The organism is Pseudomonas sp. PS02302 (assembly GCF_029959585.1).
GTDB lineage: Bacteria > Pseudomonadota > Gammaproteobacteria > Pseudomonadales > Pseudomonadaceae > Chryseomonas > Chryseomonas aestiva.
The window spans coordinates 1-17427 of the sequence record NZ_JASCON010000101.1 but is presented as its reverse complement, the minus strand read 5'-3'; the positions used below and the strand labels follow the sequence as shown (position 1 = coordinate 17427).

At 55.1% G+C, this 17427-nt stretch carries 25 protein-coding genes; 11 read left to right on the top strand and 14 right to left on the bottom strand.

Annotation, left to right across the window (positions count from 1 at the left end):
- Positions 1-175: 175 nt before the first annotated feature.
- The 8 genes from QMX82_RS23305 to QMX82_RS23270 all read right to left on the bottom strand — a co-directional run bounded on the left by QMX82_RS23305 (position 176) and on the right by QMX82_RS23270 (position 3819).
- The gene (locus QMX82_RS23305) at positions 176-337 is read right to left on the bottom strand and encodes a hypothetical protein (protein WP_282287994.1); all 162 of its coding nucleotides are present in this window, start codon (positions 335-337) and stop codon (positions 176-178) included.
- A gap of 310 nt (positions 338-647) precedes the next feature.
- Positions 648-1046 carry a hypothetical protein gene (locus QMX82_RS23300; RefSeq protein WP_282287992.1) on the bottom strand — a complete coding sequence of 133 codons (399 nt, stop codon included), beginning with the start codon at positions 1044-1046 and terminating at the stop codon, positions 648-650.
- Positions 1047-1135: 89 nt separating this feature from the next.
- Positions 1136-1402: a hypothetical protein gene (locus QMX82_RS23295; RefSeq protein WP_282287990.1), complete on the bottom strand. Its 267-nt coding sequence runs from the start codon at positions 1400-1402 to the stop codon at positions 1136-1138.
- A 13-nt stretch (positions 1403-1415) separates the two neighbouring features.
- The gene (locus tag QMX82_RS23290; RefSeq protein WP_282287988.1) at positions 1416-1649 is read right to left on the bottom strand and encodes a hypothetical protein; all 234 of its coding nucleotides are present in this window, start codon (positions 1647-1649) and stop codon (positions 1416-1418) included.
- 60 nt (positions 1650-1709) lie between these two features.
- Positions 1710-2144 (bottom strand): hypothetical protein, encoded by a 435-nt coding sequence (locus QMX82_RS23285; protein ID WP_282287986.1) that lies wholly within the window; start codon positions 2142-2144, stop codon positions 1710-1712.
- A 74-nt stretch (positions 2145-2218) separates the two neighbouring features.
- Positions 2219-2467: a PapB/FocB family fimbrial expression transcriptional regulator gene (locus tag QMX82_RS23280; RefSeq protein WP_282287985.1), complete on the bottom strand. Its 249-nt coding sequence runs from the start codon at positions 2465-2467 to the stop codon at positions 2219-2221.
- Between the two features lie 66 nt (positions 2468-2533).
- Positions 2534-3385 carry a hypothetical protein gene (locus tag QMX82_RS23275; RefSeq protein ID WP_282287983.1) on the bottom strand — a complete coding sequence of 284 codons (852 nt, stop codon included), beginning with the start codon at positions 3383-3385 and terminating at the stop codon, positions 2534-2536.
- Between the two features lie 89 nt (positions 3386-3474).
- Complete coding sequence (locus tag QMX82_RS23270; RefSeq protein WP_282287981.1) at positions 3475-3819, bottom strand: hypothetical protein; 345 nt, start codon at positions 3817-3819, stop codon at positions 3475-3477.
- Positions 3820-4269: 450 nt separating this feature from the next.
- On the opposite strand from QMX82_RS23270, the gene QMX82_RS23265 reads away from it, so the two are divergent.
- Positions 4270-5247, top strand: coding sequence for a tyrosine-type recombinase/integrase (locus tag QMX82_RS23265; RefSeq protein ID WP_282287979.1), 978 nt, complete (start codon positions 4270-4272; stop codon positions 5245-5247).
- A 79-nt stretch (positions 5248-5326) separates the two neighbouring features.
- Here QMX82_RS23265 and QMX82_RS23260 read toward each other — a convergent pair whose 3' ends face one another.
- The 6 genes from QMX82_RS23260 to QMX82_RS23235 all read right to left on the bottom strand — a co-directional run bounded on the left by QMX82_RS23260 (position 5327) and on the right by QMX82_RS23235 (position 9841).
- The gene (locus QMX82_RS23260) at positions 5327-5476 is read right to left on the bottom strand and encodes a hypothetical protein (RefSeq protein ID WP_282287977.1); all 150 of its coding nucleotides are present in this window, start codon (positions 5474-5476) and stop codon (positions 5327-5329) included.
- A 53-nt stretch (positions 5477-5529) separates the two neighbouring features.
- Positions 5530-5826: a hypothetical protein gene (locus tag QMX82_RS23255; protein WP_282287975.1), complete on the bottom strand. Its 297-nt coding sequence runs from the start codon at positions 5824-5826 to the stop codon at positions 5530-5532.
- On the bottom strand, positions 5823-6491 hold the full coding sequence (locus QMX82_RS23250) for an AAA family ATPase (RefSeq protein WP_282287973.1): 669 nt from the start codon (positions 6489-6491) through the stop codon (positions 5823-5825). The genes QMX82_RS23255 and QMX82_RS23250 overlap by 4 nt, the downstream gene beginning before the upstream one ends.
- Positions 6492-6626: 135 nt before the next feature.
- Positions 6627-6917, bottom strand: coding sequence for a hypothetical protein (locus QMX82_RS23245; RefSeq protein WP_282287971.1), 291 nt, complete (start codon positions 6915-6917; stop codon positions 6627-6629).
- Between the two features lie 141 nt (positions 6918-7058).
- A complete protein-coding gene (locus QMX82_RS23240; RefSeq protein ID WP_282287969.1) occupies positions 7059-7988 on the bottom strand; it encodes a replication initiator protein A in 930 nt (309 codons plus the stop codon).
- A 524-nt stretch (positions 7989-8512) separates the two neighbouring features.
- A complete protein-coding gene (locus tag QMX82_RS23235; protein ID WP_282287967.1) occupies positions 8513-9841 on the bottom strand; it encodes a replication initiation protein in 1329 nt (442 codons plus the stop codon).
- A 1021-nt stretch (positions 9842-10862) separates the two neighbouring features.
- Between QMX82_RS23235 and QMX82_RS23230 the strand changes: the two genes are divergently transcribed.
- The 10 genes from QMX82_RS23230 (at position 10863) to QMX82_RS23185 (ending at position 17382) form a co-directional block, all read left to right on the top strand.
- Entirely contained in the window at positions 10863-11618 is a 756-nt protein-coding gene (locus QMX82_RS23230; RefSeq protein WP_282287965.1) for a DotI/IcmL family type IV secretion protein, read from the top strand.
- Between the two features lie 9 nt (positions 11619-11627).
- Positions 11628-12059 (top strand): hypothetical protein, encoded by a 432-nt coding sequence (locus tag QMX82_RS23225; RefSeq protein ID WP_282287963.1) that lies wholly within the window; start codon positions 11628-11630, stop codon positions 12057-12059.
- A complete protein-coding gene (locus QMX82_RS23220) occupies positions 12046-12633 on the top strand; it encodes a hypothetical protein (RefSeq protein ID WP_282287961.1) in 588 nt (195 codons plus the stop codon). Before QMX82_RS23225 ends, QMX82_RS23220 begins: the two co-directional genes overlap by 14 nt.
- A 5-nt stretch (positions 12634-12638) precedes the next feature.
- The gene (locus QMX82_RS23215; RefSeq protein ID WP_282287960.1) at positions 12639-14024 is read left to right on the top strand and encodes a helicase HerA domain-containing protein; all 1386 of its coding nucleotides are present in this window, start codon (positions 12639-12641) and stop codon (positions 14022-14024) included.
- Entirely contained in the window at positions 14024-14230 is a 207-nt protein-coding gene (locus tag QMX82_RS23210) for a hypothetical protein (RefSeq protein WP_282287957.1), read from the top strand. The genes QMX82_RS23215 and QMX82_RS23210 overlap by 1 nt, the downstream gene beginning before the upstream one ends.
- A 381-nt stretch (positions 14231-14611) precedes the next feature.
- Positions 14612-15280 carry a DUF6012 family protein gene (locus QMX82_RS23205; RefSeq protein ID WP_282287955.1) on the top strand — a complete coding sequence of 223 codons (669 nt, stop codon included), beginning with the start codon at positions 14612-14614 and terminating at the stop codon, positions 15278-15280.
- Positions 15277-15723 (top strand): hypothetical protein, encoded by a 447-nt coding sequence (locus tag QMX82_RS23200; protein ID WP_282287953.1) that lies wholly within the window; start codon positions 15277-15279, stop codon positions 15721-15723. Before QMX82_RS23205 ends, QMX82_RS23200 begins: the two co-directional genes overlap by 4 nt.
- 14 nt (positions 15724-15737) lie before the next feature.
- Positions 15738-15989 (top strand): hypothetical protein, encoded by a 252-nt coding sequence (locus tag QMX82_RS23195; RefSeq protein WP_282287951.1) that lies wholly within the window; start codon positions 15738-15740, stop codon positions 15987-15989.
- The gene (locus QMX82_RS23190) at positions 15976-16194 is read left to right on the top strand and encodes a hypothetical protein (RefSeq protein WP_282287949.1); all 219 of its coding nucleotides are present in this window, start codon (positions 15976-15978) and stop codon (positions 16192-16194) included. Before QMX82_RS23195 ends, QMX82_RS23190 begins: the two co-directional genes overlap by 14 nt.
- Positions 16195-16323: 129 nt before the next feature.
- Complete coding sequence (locus QMX82_RS23185) at positions 16324-17382, top strand: DNA cytosine methyltransferase (RefSeq protein WP_282287948.1); 1059 nt, start codon at positions 16324-16326, stop codon at positions 17380-17382.
- Positions 17383-17427: the final 45 nt, after the last annotated feature.

The following is a 17427-nucleotide window of genomic DNA, read 5'->3' as shown; positions in this document are numbered from 1 at the left end:
TTTCGCTCTGGATACCAAAAGACCCCACAAAAACCCCCGGCCGGCACTCGGGGGGCCGTGGGGAGTAGAGTTAAGAATTTAGCCACTCATCGAAGGTCTTGATTGGCCAGCCCAATTGTTTGGCTTGCTCTACATAGATGGCATAGCGGTCTTGAAGGCTTTCCATGTGCGTCCCTCAATCGACGGTCAGGGTTGCAAACTTGCCTTCTGCGACATACCGCTGCCACAGCTCGATAGCCTGAGCCTGTTGGTGGCGAGGGAACGCTGTTACTACGTCAGTATCGCCATGAACCGTTACCAGATACTCCATTTTCGCTTCCTCATTGATCAGCTTCAATGAGTATACTTTACCATATAGGGTAAAAATTCTGATAGATAATTTACCCTATTTGGTGAATTTCTGGATGGATACGCTCATCCCGATGGCGTACCCGTAAGGTATCGATACCCTATGGATACCTTATCGATAGGGTATCCATAGGGTATCGATACCTCAGCGATATGTTGTCGATAGAGCATCGCTCACCGACCGGGGTACTGTTGGTTGGGTTCGCTCTCAATCCAGGCGCTGAGCTCTGGCTGAACGTCCACCACGAATTTAGGAGGTGCCGAAGGAGACGGCCCCGCTCAGCAGTTCCAAGTGACGATCAACCATCTTGCCGCAGCTGTCTCAGCGCATCATCGAATGCCCGGTCGCCTTGGATTGAAAAAACATTACGCAAGAACCAACGTCTTGGGTTGAACGCTACCACTGGCACGACGATTAGCAGCACAAGGCTGTTCAACAACCCCTCCTGCGCATCACCGATCCCTGCAGCCGCCCACAACGCCACCAGTGCTGCGCCCTTGATCAATAGGAAGAAGCACGCTGCACGGATTGCACCGACTACGCAAACCACACTTTGCTCCGCCCAGCAGGCCGGTGTGCGCAGCGCTTGACGCACAGCAGTACGGCGAGCCTGGTAGCCGGCCTGAAAAATGTGATCAGCACGTGCGGCAATGTCAGCCTCTGACCAGGCGTTTTGCTCGTTAGCTTCGTTTTTCATATACCTTTCCTCAGTTTTTCCGTGGTCAGTTGGCTTTGTTCTCAGGCCCACAAATGGGCGTACCGTCAGGCTTCAACTTTCCTACCTATCTACGCCCAGTAACTGCCGGTGTCTTCAAACGTCATTGATGCGGGGGCTGACTCTTTCAAAACGCGGCGATCAGCGTGGAGTGCAACAACCAACGGCGGATCGGTATTGGCCTTGGGGCAGAAAGCGAAATCAACGGGTTCAGGGGTTTGGTTCCCCTCATCGTCAAATGGTCCGTTGAGGGCATCACGTGCCAGTCGCACCTGATGAGTCTCATCGCAGAAAGGGCATTGGAAAGTGGCCCTCTCAGGCCATAGTGCGTTCTTCATGGGGCCGTACCCTTCACTCATTCCGCTTGAAATACGCTGCCATGGCTGCTCTTGTAACAATTGCAACGATAATCATTGCAAACAAAGTCAGGATTATATTTCCATAGCTACCTGTAAAGTCTCGCGCAAACGACCAAAACCTTTCGCTCGCTGAATAAATACTCTCTCTAATATTATCGTTCTGATAGGCGCCTAGGCCGACAAAGACACCCACGACCACAATTACAAATAATTCCCAAGTTTTCATATCAGCTACCCCGTTTTTTCTTTGGTTCGAGTGCGACCCGGCGAACCGGGTCTGTACTGGTCACGACGGCAGGATGTCGTAATGAAAGCCACGATCCCCGTACAACCGCCGAAATTCCTCAGCGGTCTCGTTGCGGCTGCATCGACCAATACAGTCCACACAGAGGCCCCAACCTAGGTCGCGGTTATGCCACTGCCGACCCTTAGTCACGGCACCGCAGCACGAGCACAGCATCCTGCGAACCTTCCCCTGCTCATCGGCGCCTACGACCGACACGTCACAGGGCTTGGGATAGGTTCCGATGCACACAGCCTCAGTAGGCAAACCTTCCGATGGATTCCAGGTCTGGCCCGGCTTGTCGAAGTTGACCGAGTCGTACGGCCGCTCCCAGGTAGTGAAGCATTGCCCGTTAGGTGCTATCCAGTACAAGGCCTCAATGGACTTTCCATCCACCACACTCAAAACCTGAAACCCCTTGCCTAACAGCTTGGTCATCGCTGGAACCTCATTGCCTGATTCAATGAGGGAATTTTACCATTTATGGTAAATCTTGCCAGGATTATTTACCTTTATTGGTAAAATTTACTGAGCTCGGCCGCCCGCTGATGTTCAGCCGTTACCACAGCGAGCCGGCGTGAGAACTGACTCTTGTTCACGGCATGTTTCTCCCATGCGGCAGTCGCAGAAAGGCCAGCCACAAGGTGGTCACGCAGTGCCTCGATGACCTTCTCGCCACGAATAGAGGTGCCACCGAGGAGCAACTCGAAATGACGAGGATCTACAGTCCCAGGGATGAGTTTTGCTACATCGGTTGCCATCGGACTTCCTTACCTGCGAACAAAAAAACAAAGTTTACCCTGCCTGGTAAAGCTCACGAAGTCCCATCATCCCCGGCAGTCGAAACGAACCTGGTGCAGATTCATCCTCGAAGGATTGAACAAATCCTGCTGTCCGTCCGCATGATTGAGGGCCGCGTCTAAGCGAGGCAAGGTTTTGGCGTACCGGGTCGCGCTGGTACCGTCGATTGAATTCACACCCGCAGCGGCACATAGCTCAATCCGCTTGGCGCTATTCACCCGGCCTACGTGCAAGTGGCAATTCCGCCTGCGGGCCAGCTTCCCCCAGGTATTCACCGTTGCGAGCTTCCAAGCAGTGTCGCCTCCAATGAAGATGCCTATCGCCGGCGACAGCATCTCTCGAACATCATCTGGCTCCATACCGTTCTGCACAGCGAGCAACAGCCTGGTAGGGATGCCTTTTAGCCTATCGAGCCATCGCAAAGAGAACTCCAGGGAGGCCATACCACCGGCTACGATATCGGGCAAAACGATCCAGTCGGCACCTTCTCCCAGTAGATCAACAGCGCGACCGAATGCCTTCTCATCGAACGCTTCGCCCTGCTGAAAAGCCGTCCAAGCGCCGTTATCTAGGGCGTATCTCATGCCCTCCGTTCGGAGTACCCCCTTCGCAGAGACCAGCAGCCTCCAATCCGCGGCGCGCATCGCATCCAGGTTCCGCCTTGTACCGGTACGGCTGGCATACGAAATCATCGGTTGGGGGATCAGCGAGATCCGCTCCTCGATCGCAGGCTCCAGGTCGGCACTACCATCCACCCCGTAGTAGTCGGCATAGGCCAGCAATCCCTGGGCATATCCGACCGCCTGACCAGACAGATAAGGATTCATCCAATCTGGAGCGCGGTAACGGCTTTGATCGCGGATATCGGTGGTGTGCATCAGTGTCCTCAACATCTAAAAACTGAGGATGCACTTTACCATAAATGGTAAATTTTAACGGGTTTAGATTGACCTTTTTTAGTAAACTTTTAGGGTCTTTCTGCCAGCAACTGGTCAAGCCGGTAAGCAGCGGTCGACCTATCAACGCCTTTGGGTAGCATGGGGTGGTCACTTGCTACAGCTTCACGCAGACAGGCAATGGTCTCGGACACTACGGCGGGACGGTCTTCAACGTGGCAGGTCATTGCTAAGGTCCCCAATAGAGCGCGATCAGCCTCGGGCATGTCGAGCACCTGGGGCCACACCTGCTGCAAACGAGCCAAAGACTTTGCTCCGTCCGCTTGCCCGATCTCGCCGAAAAGGTAGTTAGTGAAGGCTACAAAAGCAGCAAAGGCGCAAACGCCGAGAATCAAAGGTTTAGTTTTCAAGCTCAAATATTCTCCATTACGACAGTTGACAGCTCAAACTGTCCAAACGCGGTACCAGGTATAACCAACTGCCAAAAAGCCGAAAGGCGGAATTATCAGGGCAAGGTAGCTAACGACCAACAGAAATAGAATGGGGTGCTGTGCTTCCCACGGTACCCTGCGGACTATCATAACAAAACGTGCCACGAACACGTTCAAGGTCATTATCACAGCCAAAACCAGCGCTATTTTTAGCAAGGAACCAGGATCAACTAATTCCGCAAATGTGCCGAGTCCTAACCTATCCATGCTCACCTCATGCTGTTGCTAAATTTGGATAGGATCACTTTACCATAAATGGTAAATATGGAAAGACTCTTTCTGGGAATCCTATAGATCATAGGTACCCTACTTGACCTTGTGTCCCCTCCTCTTCTGCTATTGAATGGACCGATCTGCCGCACCTGGTCCTATGCAATGCCTGAAGTCATCCCTTTCGACCCAAACCCGGTCATCACACCAGGGGAATCGCGACGACTGACGGCCGCGCAGTTCCATTCCATCAGCCAGGTGCCTGAGCTGCATCAATGGTTTGCCAATCTGCAGAACCAGCGAACGCGGCGTGCCTATCGGGCGGACATCACCGATTTCACTCAGTACATCGGTATCTCAGGTCCGGAAGAGTTTGCGATAGTCACCCGTGCGCACGTCCTGGCCTGGAGAACTGAGCTCAGCAATCGTGGACTATCAGGGGCGACCATTCGGCGAAAGCTCGCCGCCCTGGCCAGCCTGTTTGATCACCTGCTTGAGACCAATTCCGTCGAAGGTGGGAATCCTGTGCATGGTGTAAAGCGGCCCAAGATCGAGAGCAACGAGGGCAAAACTCCGGCACTCGGGGACGACCAAGCCAAATCGCTGATGTCGGCGCCGCCGCTCTTCAGTCTGAAAGGGATGAGAGATCAGGCGTTGATCGCGGTGTTGCTGTATCACGGCTTGCGGCGCGAGGAGGCATCCCTGTTGAGCCTATCCGACCTGCAGGACAGACGAGGGATAAAGCATCTTCGAGTAAGCGGGAAAGGGGGGAAAGTCCGGTACCTACCCTTGCATCCTGTAGCCGCTGAACGGATCCACGCCTACCTGGAAGTCGACGGTCGTCGCGCTGATCAGAACGGTCCTCTCTTCCGATCGCTAAAAGGGAAAACGATCGGTCAGCGGCTGTCTGCTAACGGCATCTACCTAGTGGTGATGAGCTGGGCTCTCAGAGCTGGAATCAACGTTCCCGGTCTAGGGGTCCATGGACTGAGGGCAACCGCTGCGACAAATGCCCTGGAACATGAGGCCGACATTGCCAAGGTTCAGGTTTGGCTAGGTCATGCCAATATCAGCACCACCCGGCTCTACGATCGCCGCGGCCAACGCCCTGAGGACTCCCCAACCTTTAAGGTCCGATACTAATCACCGATATCGCACAGGGTTGAGCACACAACCCAACCACGGGTATGGGGGTGGTATTACTGACTTTGGAAAAGCTACGTCAGCCCAGTTTCTCGTCCGTGATCCGGCAGGGATGCAGACCCAGCAACCCACTCGCCAGACCGACAAACCCTAATGAAGCCAGGACAACGTCACCGAGCGCGATCCCAGCGATTCCCATTGCTGCTGCAATGATGGTCAAACTTTTCATCTATACCTCTTAAAAATACGTACGTACATACCTGCGTATGCACATAAATACGCTTATTGATCGCCCCACATTTGACCTAGCGCTTTCTCGATCAGAGCCGACATTGTCGTCTTTTCCTTGTGAGCCTGATCTCGAAGGCGCTCGTGGTAATCATCGCGAAGCTTGATTGTACGCGGAAGCCTGACAGGTTCGGCTTCTTCCTGGCGGGCTTTGCTCTTGGTAGCCGGTGCAGCACTTTTTGGGATGGCTTTGGCGCTGCCGCCGCCCTCTTCCTGTTCGTGGGAACCGCCCGATCTGAAGGCTTCGAGCGCAGCAGGGTCCATTCCGCTCAGGTCTGGTTTCTTTCTCATTGCACCACCTCGTTTAGCACCTTCAAGATTTCTTCAGCAGCGACCTTGTCGCGTACCTTCTTACCTTCGTACCTGGACGGTAGCTCCCAGACTGCCATACCCAGGCCAGTAGCCTTTCGATAGGCTTTCCGTTCGCAGACCATGTTCGTGAACACCTTGATCTCGCTATCAACCAGGAAATTGATGAGGTCCTCAGCGTCTCTGGTCTTGGTATCGATCCTGGTGGCCAGCGCTGTGACCTTCAGATGCTCGTTGAACCCTTTGACCATTTCGATCAGCTGAGTGGTGTCCTCAAGGGACGCCGTGTCGAAGTCAGAAGCTCCGATCGGCAGAATCGCCTCGTCTGCAAGCAGCAGCGCATTACGGCCACTTGTCGTGTCTTGGGCGCCCACGTCGACTACCACGTAGTCGTAACTACCTTTGAGCTGCTTGCCTTCATCATAAACAGCGCGGCCGAGGAGTCTGACGGTAGTCGGGGATTTAGCTTCCGGGGGCAATATCGTGCAATCCCGTCGCCACGCAGCCCAAACCGCAGCGGTAGGTTTCGGATCCGCGTCGATCAACAGGGTCGGCCCTTTGGTAGACAAAAATGCAGCCATGTGTACCGCTGTAGTGGTCTTGCCTACACCGCCTTTCCCATTGATAACCGCATACACTTTAGTCATGGAATCACCTTTTTGTGTACATACAGATGTGCGTACATACGTACACCCTGTAGGGGAACCCCTGGCATCCGAGGTCCATTCTAGCCTAGCTAAAAGCATACGTACACATATACGCATGTACGTATGCTTATACGGTTAATCGGAGATGGAACCGTCTTCCTGATCTTCTCGTAGAGTCTCCAGGTTCTCTCGGAGATTCCGGATAACGTAGTCTGGAAATCCTGGCTCTCCCCTCTTCTGCCGGGCCTTCAATTCAGCAATCCTTGCAGCATCGAGCCCCAGCCTGGAGAGGCTCAAATCGTCTCCCATTTCTAATGCGCGATTCGCATCAAGCATTGTCTGGAGGACCCTTTCCAGCCTGGTGATAGCGGCATGGTCAGTGTCACTCGGCTCATCAGAACCAGCAGGGGGAATCATCTTGTTCATGCGCTTGCTCCTAGACGATAGGCATGACCCGGTAGCCGCCGGGTGGCACCCGAAGAGGTGCCAGCAAGAGTATACACGTACGTATGGCTATATGTGTATACGTACGTACGCACAATAGTAAAAAAAGATGAAGACACCAGTCTAGAGCGGTTTTGAGCGCTCAAGCCCATCGAACCAGGAAGCTAAATCGTGCTGAACCAGCTCGTGAGAGAGGGCCTTGTTGTGGCGAGTGTAGAACACCAGGCGATGAGCTTTCGAGCTGGTGTCCAGAGCCATGTGGTAGTCAGGCAAGGAGTCTTTCTTGATGATCTTGCGGATCTCGGCCCGGAAATGGCGGAGGTCTTGGGTAGACCCACATTTCTCCTGCATCAACGCTAGGTCAGCTTTCCAGATAGCCTTGTTGCCTACGTGCTTGCGTGCAAGCTCATAAAGACGTCTTTCTAAGGGCATACGGAGATCGAAGTAGCGGCGATCGATCGTAAGGACCTCATAGTGGAGCATCGCGTTGTACATCCAGTCCGAGATCTGGACAACGCATTCCAGGACCCCATTACCGTTCGTGGTCTTCTTGGTAATCGTGTAGTCGTGGATCCAGCCGAAGCCCTTCGTCTGCTCTTCACCACCAGTGATGATGTTCGTCTCGATCTGGGTGCCTTTCAGGCGACGAAGCATATCCAGGATGTTGGCGTAGGCATTGCCGCTTGGATCCCTCCCGGTCCCTGTCAGAAAATCGTAAGCCTCAAATTTGACGACGTTGGAGATAGGCAGTCCGGCTTTTCTGGCCTCAATGATTTGGGAGCCGATGAAGAGCAGAAGGTCCTTGTCGAAGACGGTAGCCGCCCCGATTACGGGCGGCGTGATCCTCACTCTCTTACCGGTGCCCGGCTGGACATACTCTTTGACTGAGGTGTCGGGCTTGGTGGACAGGCTGAACAGAGGAAATTCCATGCTGGCCAGGTCGTCCTTTACGGGCCACTCCACAAGCTTGGCTTCGAATAACTCAGCCTGCACGTAAGGAACCACCGCAGCCTTCCGGCCGCGTTTGGGTTTTCCCTGGGTACCTTCAGTCATGGATCCACCATCGAAAAATATGAAAGACGATCACTGGTTGAGCTGCGTGGACAGGATCGATATAGTCCCACGACCCCACGCTCCTAGACAGCACGGGTAGAAGCCCAGGGAGGTAGCCGCCTCCTGGGCTTCGTCTTAAGATTATCGTACGTATGTATGTACAGCTATACGCACATACCTATAGAACAATAGCCCCGGTTTCGTTCGGTGTGCGATTCTACAGAGCAGATAGTCGCGTCTACCACTTCCAAATCTTCGACATTCAGAATACCTCGGCTTTTGCCTTCAGCGGCCAAACCGACCAGGTAAGAACGGTCAGCAGACAGCTTGCTGACCTGGTACTGAATCAAAGCCCGACCCACTACTGCTATTAGCAGCAACCGGGACCAGTTGAGTTCAGGGGGGTAAGTCGTGCCTATCGTTTGCATTGCTATCTCCTAGACAGAACCCGGTAGCCGCCGGGATGGAAGGTGCAAACTTAGCATATCATACGTACGTACATACGCAAGTACGTATAGGTATGGCTAGGGAGCATTCGCCGGACCTGCTGGTCGCAAGCGGTGAAGAATCAGACTTGGGGTATCACCAGGCGCTGAATCGACGGCGGGACCTGAAGCATTACCAGCTGCTGAATCGACGGCGGGACCTGAAGCACCACCAGCTGCTGAATCGACGGCGGGACCTGGAGCACCACCAGCTGCTGAATCGACGGCGGGACCTGGAGCACCACCAGCTGCTGCAGCGACGGCAGAGTCTGGATCATCACAGGAAAGGCTCACATTGCCAGGACAATTGGAAAACGAAGCCGCAGGTATCTGATGTAGAGCAAAATTAACATCCGGCCCGCGGGGGTCGCCGGCGCCGATTGGAGAAACCGGAGCGTGGTGATCCTCTGCGACTACATGCTGGTACTTGGCGACGGTCTGTCGTGTGAGACTGGCTACCGAGGCAATAGCTGAAAGGGTCAGCGGCTTACCAAGCTGGACGAGACCTCGGCAGGCGGCTCGGATCTTGGAGGCTGTATCCTGGGTACGTCGGTTATGGGTATATCGTGCTGCCTGGGCCTGCTTTTCCTTGAGCGGCAGATCCGGACTCAAACGCATAGCCCCACGGTGACAGCTTGAGCTCCCCTGATAGCGACTCCAGGTCCAGCGAGCGATCGATTTAGCCGTAGCTTTGATGGAGGAGTAGGGGAGGGCAGGAGAAAGGGCTCGAGCAATGCGCTGGCTCTCATTGAAGGCCTTCGCCAAAACTCTCTGGTGGAAAGACTCAAAGCATCCTGATTGCCGCTCTTCATTGACTAGCGAGTAGGCAAAGAAGCGAACCATTTCGAAGAGGCTGCAGTGTCGCGAATGGCTAACAGCTTCCACATTGGGGTGCTTCGCCCAGGCCGGTGCATCGTTGATTGCAACAGCCTCTGCTAACTCGCCTAACTCGTAAACGCCGGAATGGAGCTCAGCAGTCGACCACCACGAGTGACCTGGCGTTTTGGCTACGGGACCGCCGTGGTAGTCGGGATCAGCCTTCAATACCGTCGCATAGGCGCGATATACAGCTTTCAGGTAGTCGATCGGTTTCTGCCGCGCATTCTCCGTAGTGCAGACAGGGACGATTGCGTAGAAGAGATGCGAGCTGCCAGATGTGCGATTGCGGACGATCAGGTTGGGCGGGGGCAGTCCTTGGGATTCCCAGATCAGCGAATCAGGATGATCAAGGTCAAAAACCATCCACGAGACTCGGCCCGGCCGATTGACCTGGATGTAGGGGTAGTGGAAGGCAAATTCACGAGGCCTGACTCGCATCGCAGTCTTGTTGTCACTGCAACGTGTCAGATAGGCCGCTTCTTCGAACACGCGATGGAATACAGAACCAGGTGCAGAGTACCGGTCAGCTGTACGGTTCGAAGATTGGTTGCCAGATGGAGCTGCTAGACCCATTCGGCCTTGCCAGGGAAAGGCTTTTCGAGCAGGCGAAAAGTACCCTGACGAACCTTGCGTGGAGACGCGGAGGTGTCCATAATGAATTCACCATATCGGTGAGCTCTACGTCGACTATCTGCCAGGATGAGACGTCAGAGCTCTTTTTTTTTGCCCAGCAAAAACCGGGCGCCTTTTTTTAGGTGTTTGAGAGCCTGGGATTTGTGATGGCAACGCGCTCAATGCCAGCCTCGAAAGGGCTTGTTTTTGGTCATCGATGGCGGAGCTCAGCAGGCTGGTCGTCTACCTCAGAAACTGGGAATGGACCGAAGGCTAGAGCTTGGCTTGTGGTACGTCAACCCGCTGAAACCCGCGTCAACACTGCATTTCCGCAAGCTTTCGGGTTAGGAAAATGCTTTGTTTTAAAGCTGTAAAAACCCCGCACGCGTGTTAGGCAAGTAGCGCATATGGACGCAGGCCGCGTGTCCCGTGACCTCGGGCAGCCTTGCTTGTCGGTGATATACGAATCGCCTGTCGGTGATATACGAGTCGAGCGTCGGTGATATACGAATCACCCTGTCGGCGATATACGAGCCTATCCACACAAAAAAAAATTCTGTCGGCGATATACGAGTCGCGACAGGTGCGTCTTGCCCGTGCACCTATGAGGCCGTAGGCAGGCGCGGGCGCCCAAATTGCCCGAAAACCACGGATTCCGGGGGCTGTGGGCCGTCCTGCAGGGGGCAAAAGTGTCGGTGATATACGAGCCTCAACCCAAAAGTGTCGGTGATATACGAAGCTAATGAGATCATAACGATATCATTGGCCATTTTCGTATGATGTCCTGCATTTAGAACTGTGAAACGCCTCACCCTTTGATTTGAAGGGTTTTTTGCCGATCAGATGTTCTTGACCGATTCCGCATCATGGTTAGAATACGGAAAACGGAGAGGGCACCATGGCCGAATCTGCTACGCAAATTACCGAATCGGGTATTTCACACGAACGCGAAATGGCGGAAAGCCACAGCCGGGCCGCATACAACGACCAGCTGATGCAAATCGCGGAACAACTCCGCCAAAACGCGGATGTGATGGATCCGATCGATCGGGACCGTGAAGACCGGTCGAAACTGGGCAAGCTGGCAGGATCGCTGGCCAAAACGAATCTCCTGCTTGGCTATGCCTTGGCCGCGTCGCTCACAGTCAACGTTGGAGCTGTTTGGTTCGCGGTTCATCCAGTACGCGAATACTTCGCAGCTGACGGGACTCGGATCATTCCTTTGGTCCCTCTATCCGAGCCCTACGTGACCTCGGCCGATGCCATCCAATTTGCCAGGGACACTATCAACAGGTCGCTGACGATCAATTTCCAGCAATACCACCAGCAACTCGAAGACGTCAGAGGCTCCTGGACCCGCCCAGGGTTCAAGCAATTCCTTGATCAACTAGGAGCCGCTGGCTACCTGGAATCCGTCAAAACCAAACGCATGAACATGACCGTGACCGCAGGTACAGGAGTGATCACTCGTGAGTACCTGCTGAACGGTGTGTACATCCGCGATGTAGAGCTCCCGATCGAGATAAAGCTCGCAGGCCAGACCACCGAGATGCCGCCGCAGCCATTCATTGCAAAGGTGAAGGTATCCAGAATCGACACGCTCGATTCCTTAGACGGAATCGCACTCGATAGCGTCGTCATCAAGCCCCGTTGAGGATCATCTATGAATAAAGCAATCGGGATCTGGCCGGGGCTGATGTTGGCTACCAGCATTGCGATGGCGGCGGAGGGCGCTCCACCGCAGCAAGCCGTCCAAGGCCCCAATGTGCAAGTTGGTCAGCAGGTGCAGCAACCGGCTGGGAACAACGCCGCTGCAGGTCAGTGGATTCGGGTGGACGGTCCGAGCAATGGATTCCCGACCCCGCCAGGCTCTCAACAACCTACGGTGCAGCCTGGGACCAATGCCCAGATGCAATCGGCCTTCCCGGCGAGCAGCTACGGTCCTGCCAACTACGCGGTCCAGCAACCGGCACAAGCTCAGAATGGGGTAGCACAGCCGCAGAATGGCATGGCTCCCTTGCCGCCGCTGGAAGCTCCAGACAATTCTGATTTTCAAGATGCGCAGCGCGTAGCCCAGCGTATTGAGCGGCTATGAGCAAGGCGACTCCGGTGGCTACACCGCTCAACAGAACGCCAATATCGAGCGCCGCAACAAGATCGATCTCGCTGATCTCAAAAAGCTTCAGGCTGGAGAGGGGATGCTGATCTTCAAGGATGCCGTCATTCCCAGTGCGAGCTTCTACATCCCGGACAGCCACAAGAAAAGCAAAACCCTGTCCGCTCGGATCAACAGGTTCCTGCAGATCGATCGGCCTGCCTTTGAACGTCTGCCGCAGTCAGCCAGGCGGGTAGCAGGTACTGATCGAGTGTCGGTCGACTACATCGCCGCGCAGCTTCGTCGGTCTGAGCAGCCCTACTACCCGGCGCTCGACGATCCGATCCTGGAACACGTCGTAAACACGGCTAGGCAGCTCAACACCGTCGACCGATTCGAGGTATCTGCCGAAGAGCGCGGCATCGTGCTCTACCAGGCCGCCCTTCAGGGATTGAGGCAGGCAGAAGCCCAGGGACTCACCGGCTACTACCACAAGCAAAGGGTTGAAGATCACGACGAGATACTCGGTGACGATGATTTCGATATCCCCGAAGACGCTTACGACGAAGGCTGATCTAGATGTCCACTACCAATATCAAACTCGGGAACGACTTTTGGAAGCTCACTAAGGAGAAACAAGAGTTGCCCGTCATGTGGCGGGAAGACCAAGTATCCAACCATCACGTTGGTGTCGCGGGTATGTCCGGTGCAGGCAAGACACACTGGATACGCGAATTCGTTACCAACATGGGGCCAGACGTTGAGATCGATATCTTCGACTATCACGGCGACATCGAAATCGAAAACAGCGAGACAGTCATTTTCAGTGAGGCAACGCGGTACGGTTTCAATCCCCTGGTACTCAATCCCGACAAGCACTATGGAGGGGTCCGCCGTGCGGTCAATGACGTGATCGATGCTATCAACAGCACTTCCCGCAAGCTCGGTGGTAATCAGGAGGGGGTGCTCCGGCATCTGTTGACCGATGCATACGCAGCACGAGGAATCCTTGCTGACGATCCTTCAACCTGGTCCCGACGCGAAGCCTCTGAGCAAGAACTCCGGGAGATCATCGCGGGCAAGCGCTGGGATGAACTACGCGAGATCTATCCGACCTTGACGGACGTGGTCCGGTTAGCCAAGCGAAAGCTGCGGGCCTTGTGGATGGGCGTCGATGATCATGGCAACGGCAAAAGTGCGCTGGCCTGCCTCGATGAATACTGCCGGCTCATGGGCAGCATCAACAAACGGCGTACTGATATTGGGAAAGCCCGAGGTCGTGGCGCCGGTGAGGACTTGGAAGCCTTGGAAAAGCGCCTTGAGGCCGCGAAAGGTAAAGCTGCAGAGGCGCACCAGGTCTACCTGGACAGCATCGAGACGGGGATCGAGTTCGAGGACGCCATCAAGTACCACAGCAAAGACGTGCTGCTGAGCGTCATCACGCGGCTCGAAAACCTCATCGCAACTGGCATCTTCAATCCCAACCCACCCCCCTTTGGCGCGGCCAAGATCCACCGGTACAACCTGAAACCACTGGCCCAGTCGGAGGACGAGCTCAAAATGTTCGTTCGCTTCCGGATGCGGGCCATCGTCCGGGAGATGATGCAGCGAGGTGAGTCCAACGGGAAGTTGCGACGCCTGGTTGTCCTGGACGAGTCCAAGAAATTCAATGACGAAGAAACCAACAACCCTATCAACGTCATCGTCAATGAAATGCGGAAGTTCGGCCTGGCCATCCTTCTAGCCGGTCAGTCTCCAGCACATTTCAGCACTGACTTCATCAAGAACGCCGGCACCCTTCTGCTGCTGAACCTGGCCACTGCCGACTGGGATGAGGCCGCCCGCAAGCTCAAGATCGACGTCAAGGATCTCAAGTACCTGCGCCCGCAGAAGTCCGGCGCCGTTCGTATCGTTGAGAAGGGTCAGGTATCCAATTTCCGACAAATATCCTTTGAGGCTTGCTAATGCTTACCTTCACCTATCGACTCGCCAACGTCTGTTTCTTCATCTCCATTCTTTCGCTGATCGGCTACAGCATCTGGTCCTGGCTAGCTGAGGTCCCCCTTCCATCGGCCTCCATTGAGAAGTGGGTCTATTGGATCTTCGGATTCGGCCTGATACGGGTCCTTTTGGAGATATTCGGACGTGACAAGCTCAAGAAAGCACGTTAGATTATGTCTATACGTACATACGTACGTATAGACATAGGGGCGGCTACCCCTTCCGTGTTTTCTAGGAGCGACCATGCATATCGTGTGCAGCAACATATCCCAGGCACTTTCTGACCTTCGTGACGGCGAGTCTCTATTGGTCCCCTGCAATGGAAAGACCCTTCAGTCCACGCAATCCAGCATTGGATCGATGCTCAAGCGCCGGAAGCTTGATACCAAGCAGTTCTCCCAATCGAAGGCAATGCTTCTGCAGGACGAGCATCACCTGCCCATTCCATTCGTGGTGGTTACCCGGAATGAGGGATCAGCAGTCCTATCAGCCGTGGGTTAACAAGGAAGTTTCATCTCAAATCGTCGATTTCATTCAAGGACACGCACCCTATGCTGATTCATCTGATTCCGAAGTTCCTTACTCCCCAAGCAGCGCCCTTCGCATGTTCGCTGATCGATGTTCGATCACCAGAGTTGGGGCTGCTGCTCCGAGAGGGCAAGGAGTTGAAGGTAGCAAGGCCCTTTCCCAACAAGCGGTACCTGGTGGCCTCTGTGAAAGCAAAGCGGCTGGCTCAGATCGGATTCTTCGTCTCCACCGACAAGCCCGTATCAGATTTCACCGTGATCACGCGGTGGCGACTGGCCGGCGACAGAATTGTCGTTCACCACGTTCAATACGTGGTGCTCGACCAGGAGCACGATATGGTTTCAACCGATATGACCTGCTGGCTAGTCACCGCACCGTCTGGGCATCTCCTCGAGGACAGGAGGCCCGCTATCTCCCGTGGCTGGACTGCTGCAGGTGCCCACCCCCGGATGGAAGCAGAGCCGGGAAGGGTGCAGGGCAACTTCTGCGACCGCACTGATAGCGTGGGAATCCTGGAACGGAGTGAGGTCTTCCAACTTCCCACCCTGCCACGCGAGCCTACACTCAACCCGATCAGTCCCGAGAAGCGAAGGAGGTGGCCCACCCTAGCGGATGCTTTCAGCGCAGAGATAAACGATCAGTCGCCCGACTGGAGTGAGACTGACCATCAGCAAGAGGCACTCAACCCATGAACAACGTGAATTCGACGCTCGGACGGCTCTTGGCCGGTGCCGTTTCCCTGATATTGATTGTCGCCCTGGTATGGTTTCTAGGGGCTCACACTGGCTTGGACCTGCCGTCGCAGCTGTGGCTTTACTCAGGGTTTGTAGTAGGCGCAGCGATTCTGACCTTCGGCGTCTACCAGGATATCGTTCAACCCAATCCTCCCATGCCAATCGCAATCACCTACCTGCTGGCCCCCCTTGCCTTGGCGGCAGTCTGGGGCGGTCTCTGGCCGGCGATGCACTATTGGGCTTTCGATCAATCGGTGCCCCTCTGGATATACACCCAATCCGACAGTGATCCCGCGCACCTTCCTATGGCCTGGTGGGGCACCAATTACACCCGCTTCGGTGGCCTGTTTGTCATTCTGGTCGGCGGCTATTACTGGCTCTACCGTCGCATCGCTTACTGAGCCGGGGAGCAGCTATGAACGACGCTAAAACGCAGGCGAACAGTCCGGAATCGAGCCCTCTCTTCGCGATCTTGGAAAGACGCCTTACAGCTCTCAAGGCGAAGACAGGAACCTCCCACACGGCAATGTCCTGCCTAATCAAGGGCGACATTGATCGGCTCTACAAAGAGGGTTTGATCAATGACCTTGAAAGGCAGGCATATCTGGCCCGTGCCGTCGCAAGCCCGCAGCCAAATCGGGTAGGAGATATCCATGAAGCCTTTTAGCGAATGGGAAGCGGAAGTGACCCAGCGTGTGGCGGACTCCCTGGACACGAGCTACGGCGACGCCGCGGCTGTCGTCGAAGGTCAGTCCTTCGCGCTGAGCCAATCCTGGGGAATGGGGCATGATCCCCTGCAGGCGGCCGCGAAGGTCGTGGAGGCATCGTCGCCGGCGGCAGAAGTCCCGAAAGCCCGTCGTCGGATGCGTTGACCCCTGCCCTGCAGACTACAACCCAACAACAGGCTCTTATTTACCCTTTTTGGTAAAAAAACCTTTTAGGTATTTACCAATAAGGGTAAACTATCCTCAACGAAAACGGTTCTTGAGGAAGCCTGTGCGATGCATACCCAAGCCCAACTCGATGTCTTCGAGCTCACCCAGGTAGCTGTGGAACCTTGCCGCGATCTGGCCAGGTCCGAAGCATCGCACCGGCTTTTTGACGATCCCGAGGCACACGCCGTGGTACGACTTGCGGATAAGGCCCAGCGGCAGACTCGGCTGTCGGGGTGGATGAGCAAAGAAGCCGCCCGAGATCGGATCGAAGCCTGGAAAGAGCAAGTGCGCGCCCAGTCCGCCTTAGGTGGCCATCCAAACAGCGGGAAGGTCGTGCTTTCGCTGTTCGACCACAGCGGTAACTGGGCACGACCCTGGGCGGAAGCTGGATACGAGGTGCTCTGTTTTGACATTCAGGACAATGTGGAAACCGGCGACGTGAATGCCTTCAGCGCCGGCTTCTTTGCCGACTACTTCGGTGACTTCGAGGGCCTTGAGGTCTACGCGATCCTTGCGGCGTGCCCCTGTACCGAGTTCGCGATCAGCGGTGCCAGGCACTTCGCGGCCAAGGATGCTGACGGCCGCACCGCGGCTGCTATCGAGCTGGTGCGACAGACTCTACGCACCATCGAATACTACCGCCCTGCAGTGTGGGCCATCGAAAACCCGGTTGGCCGGATCCAGGAACTGGCCGGCTTGCCTCAGTGGCGTTTGGCGTTCAATCCAAACCACCTGGGCGACCCCTACACGAAGAAAACGCTGATATGGGGACGGTTCAACGCAGATCTGCCGATCGCCCCTGTAGAGCCGGTTGAGGGATCCAAGATGCACCTGCAGTTTGGCGGCAAGAGCCAAACGACGAAGAACGCTCGCAGTATCACACCGGAAGGCTTTGCCTACGGGTTCTTCCTCGCGAATAACGCGCTGGGCAATCCCCATCTCGCGCTATGCGGAAAGTACGATCGCCTAGACCCTCGCCTGCTTCGTGCAGCCCTGGACGCTGGTATCACGGCGCAGGATATCGGTGAGGTAATCGATGATGCCTATACCCTAACCGGATGTCAGGGTAGACTGCCTCACAACGTCAGAATAGAGTCGGTTGTGTTATTTATTGACACTAGCTGAAAAAGGTCATAGATTTCTTCCTGACATTTTCGTCCAGGGAGGCAT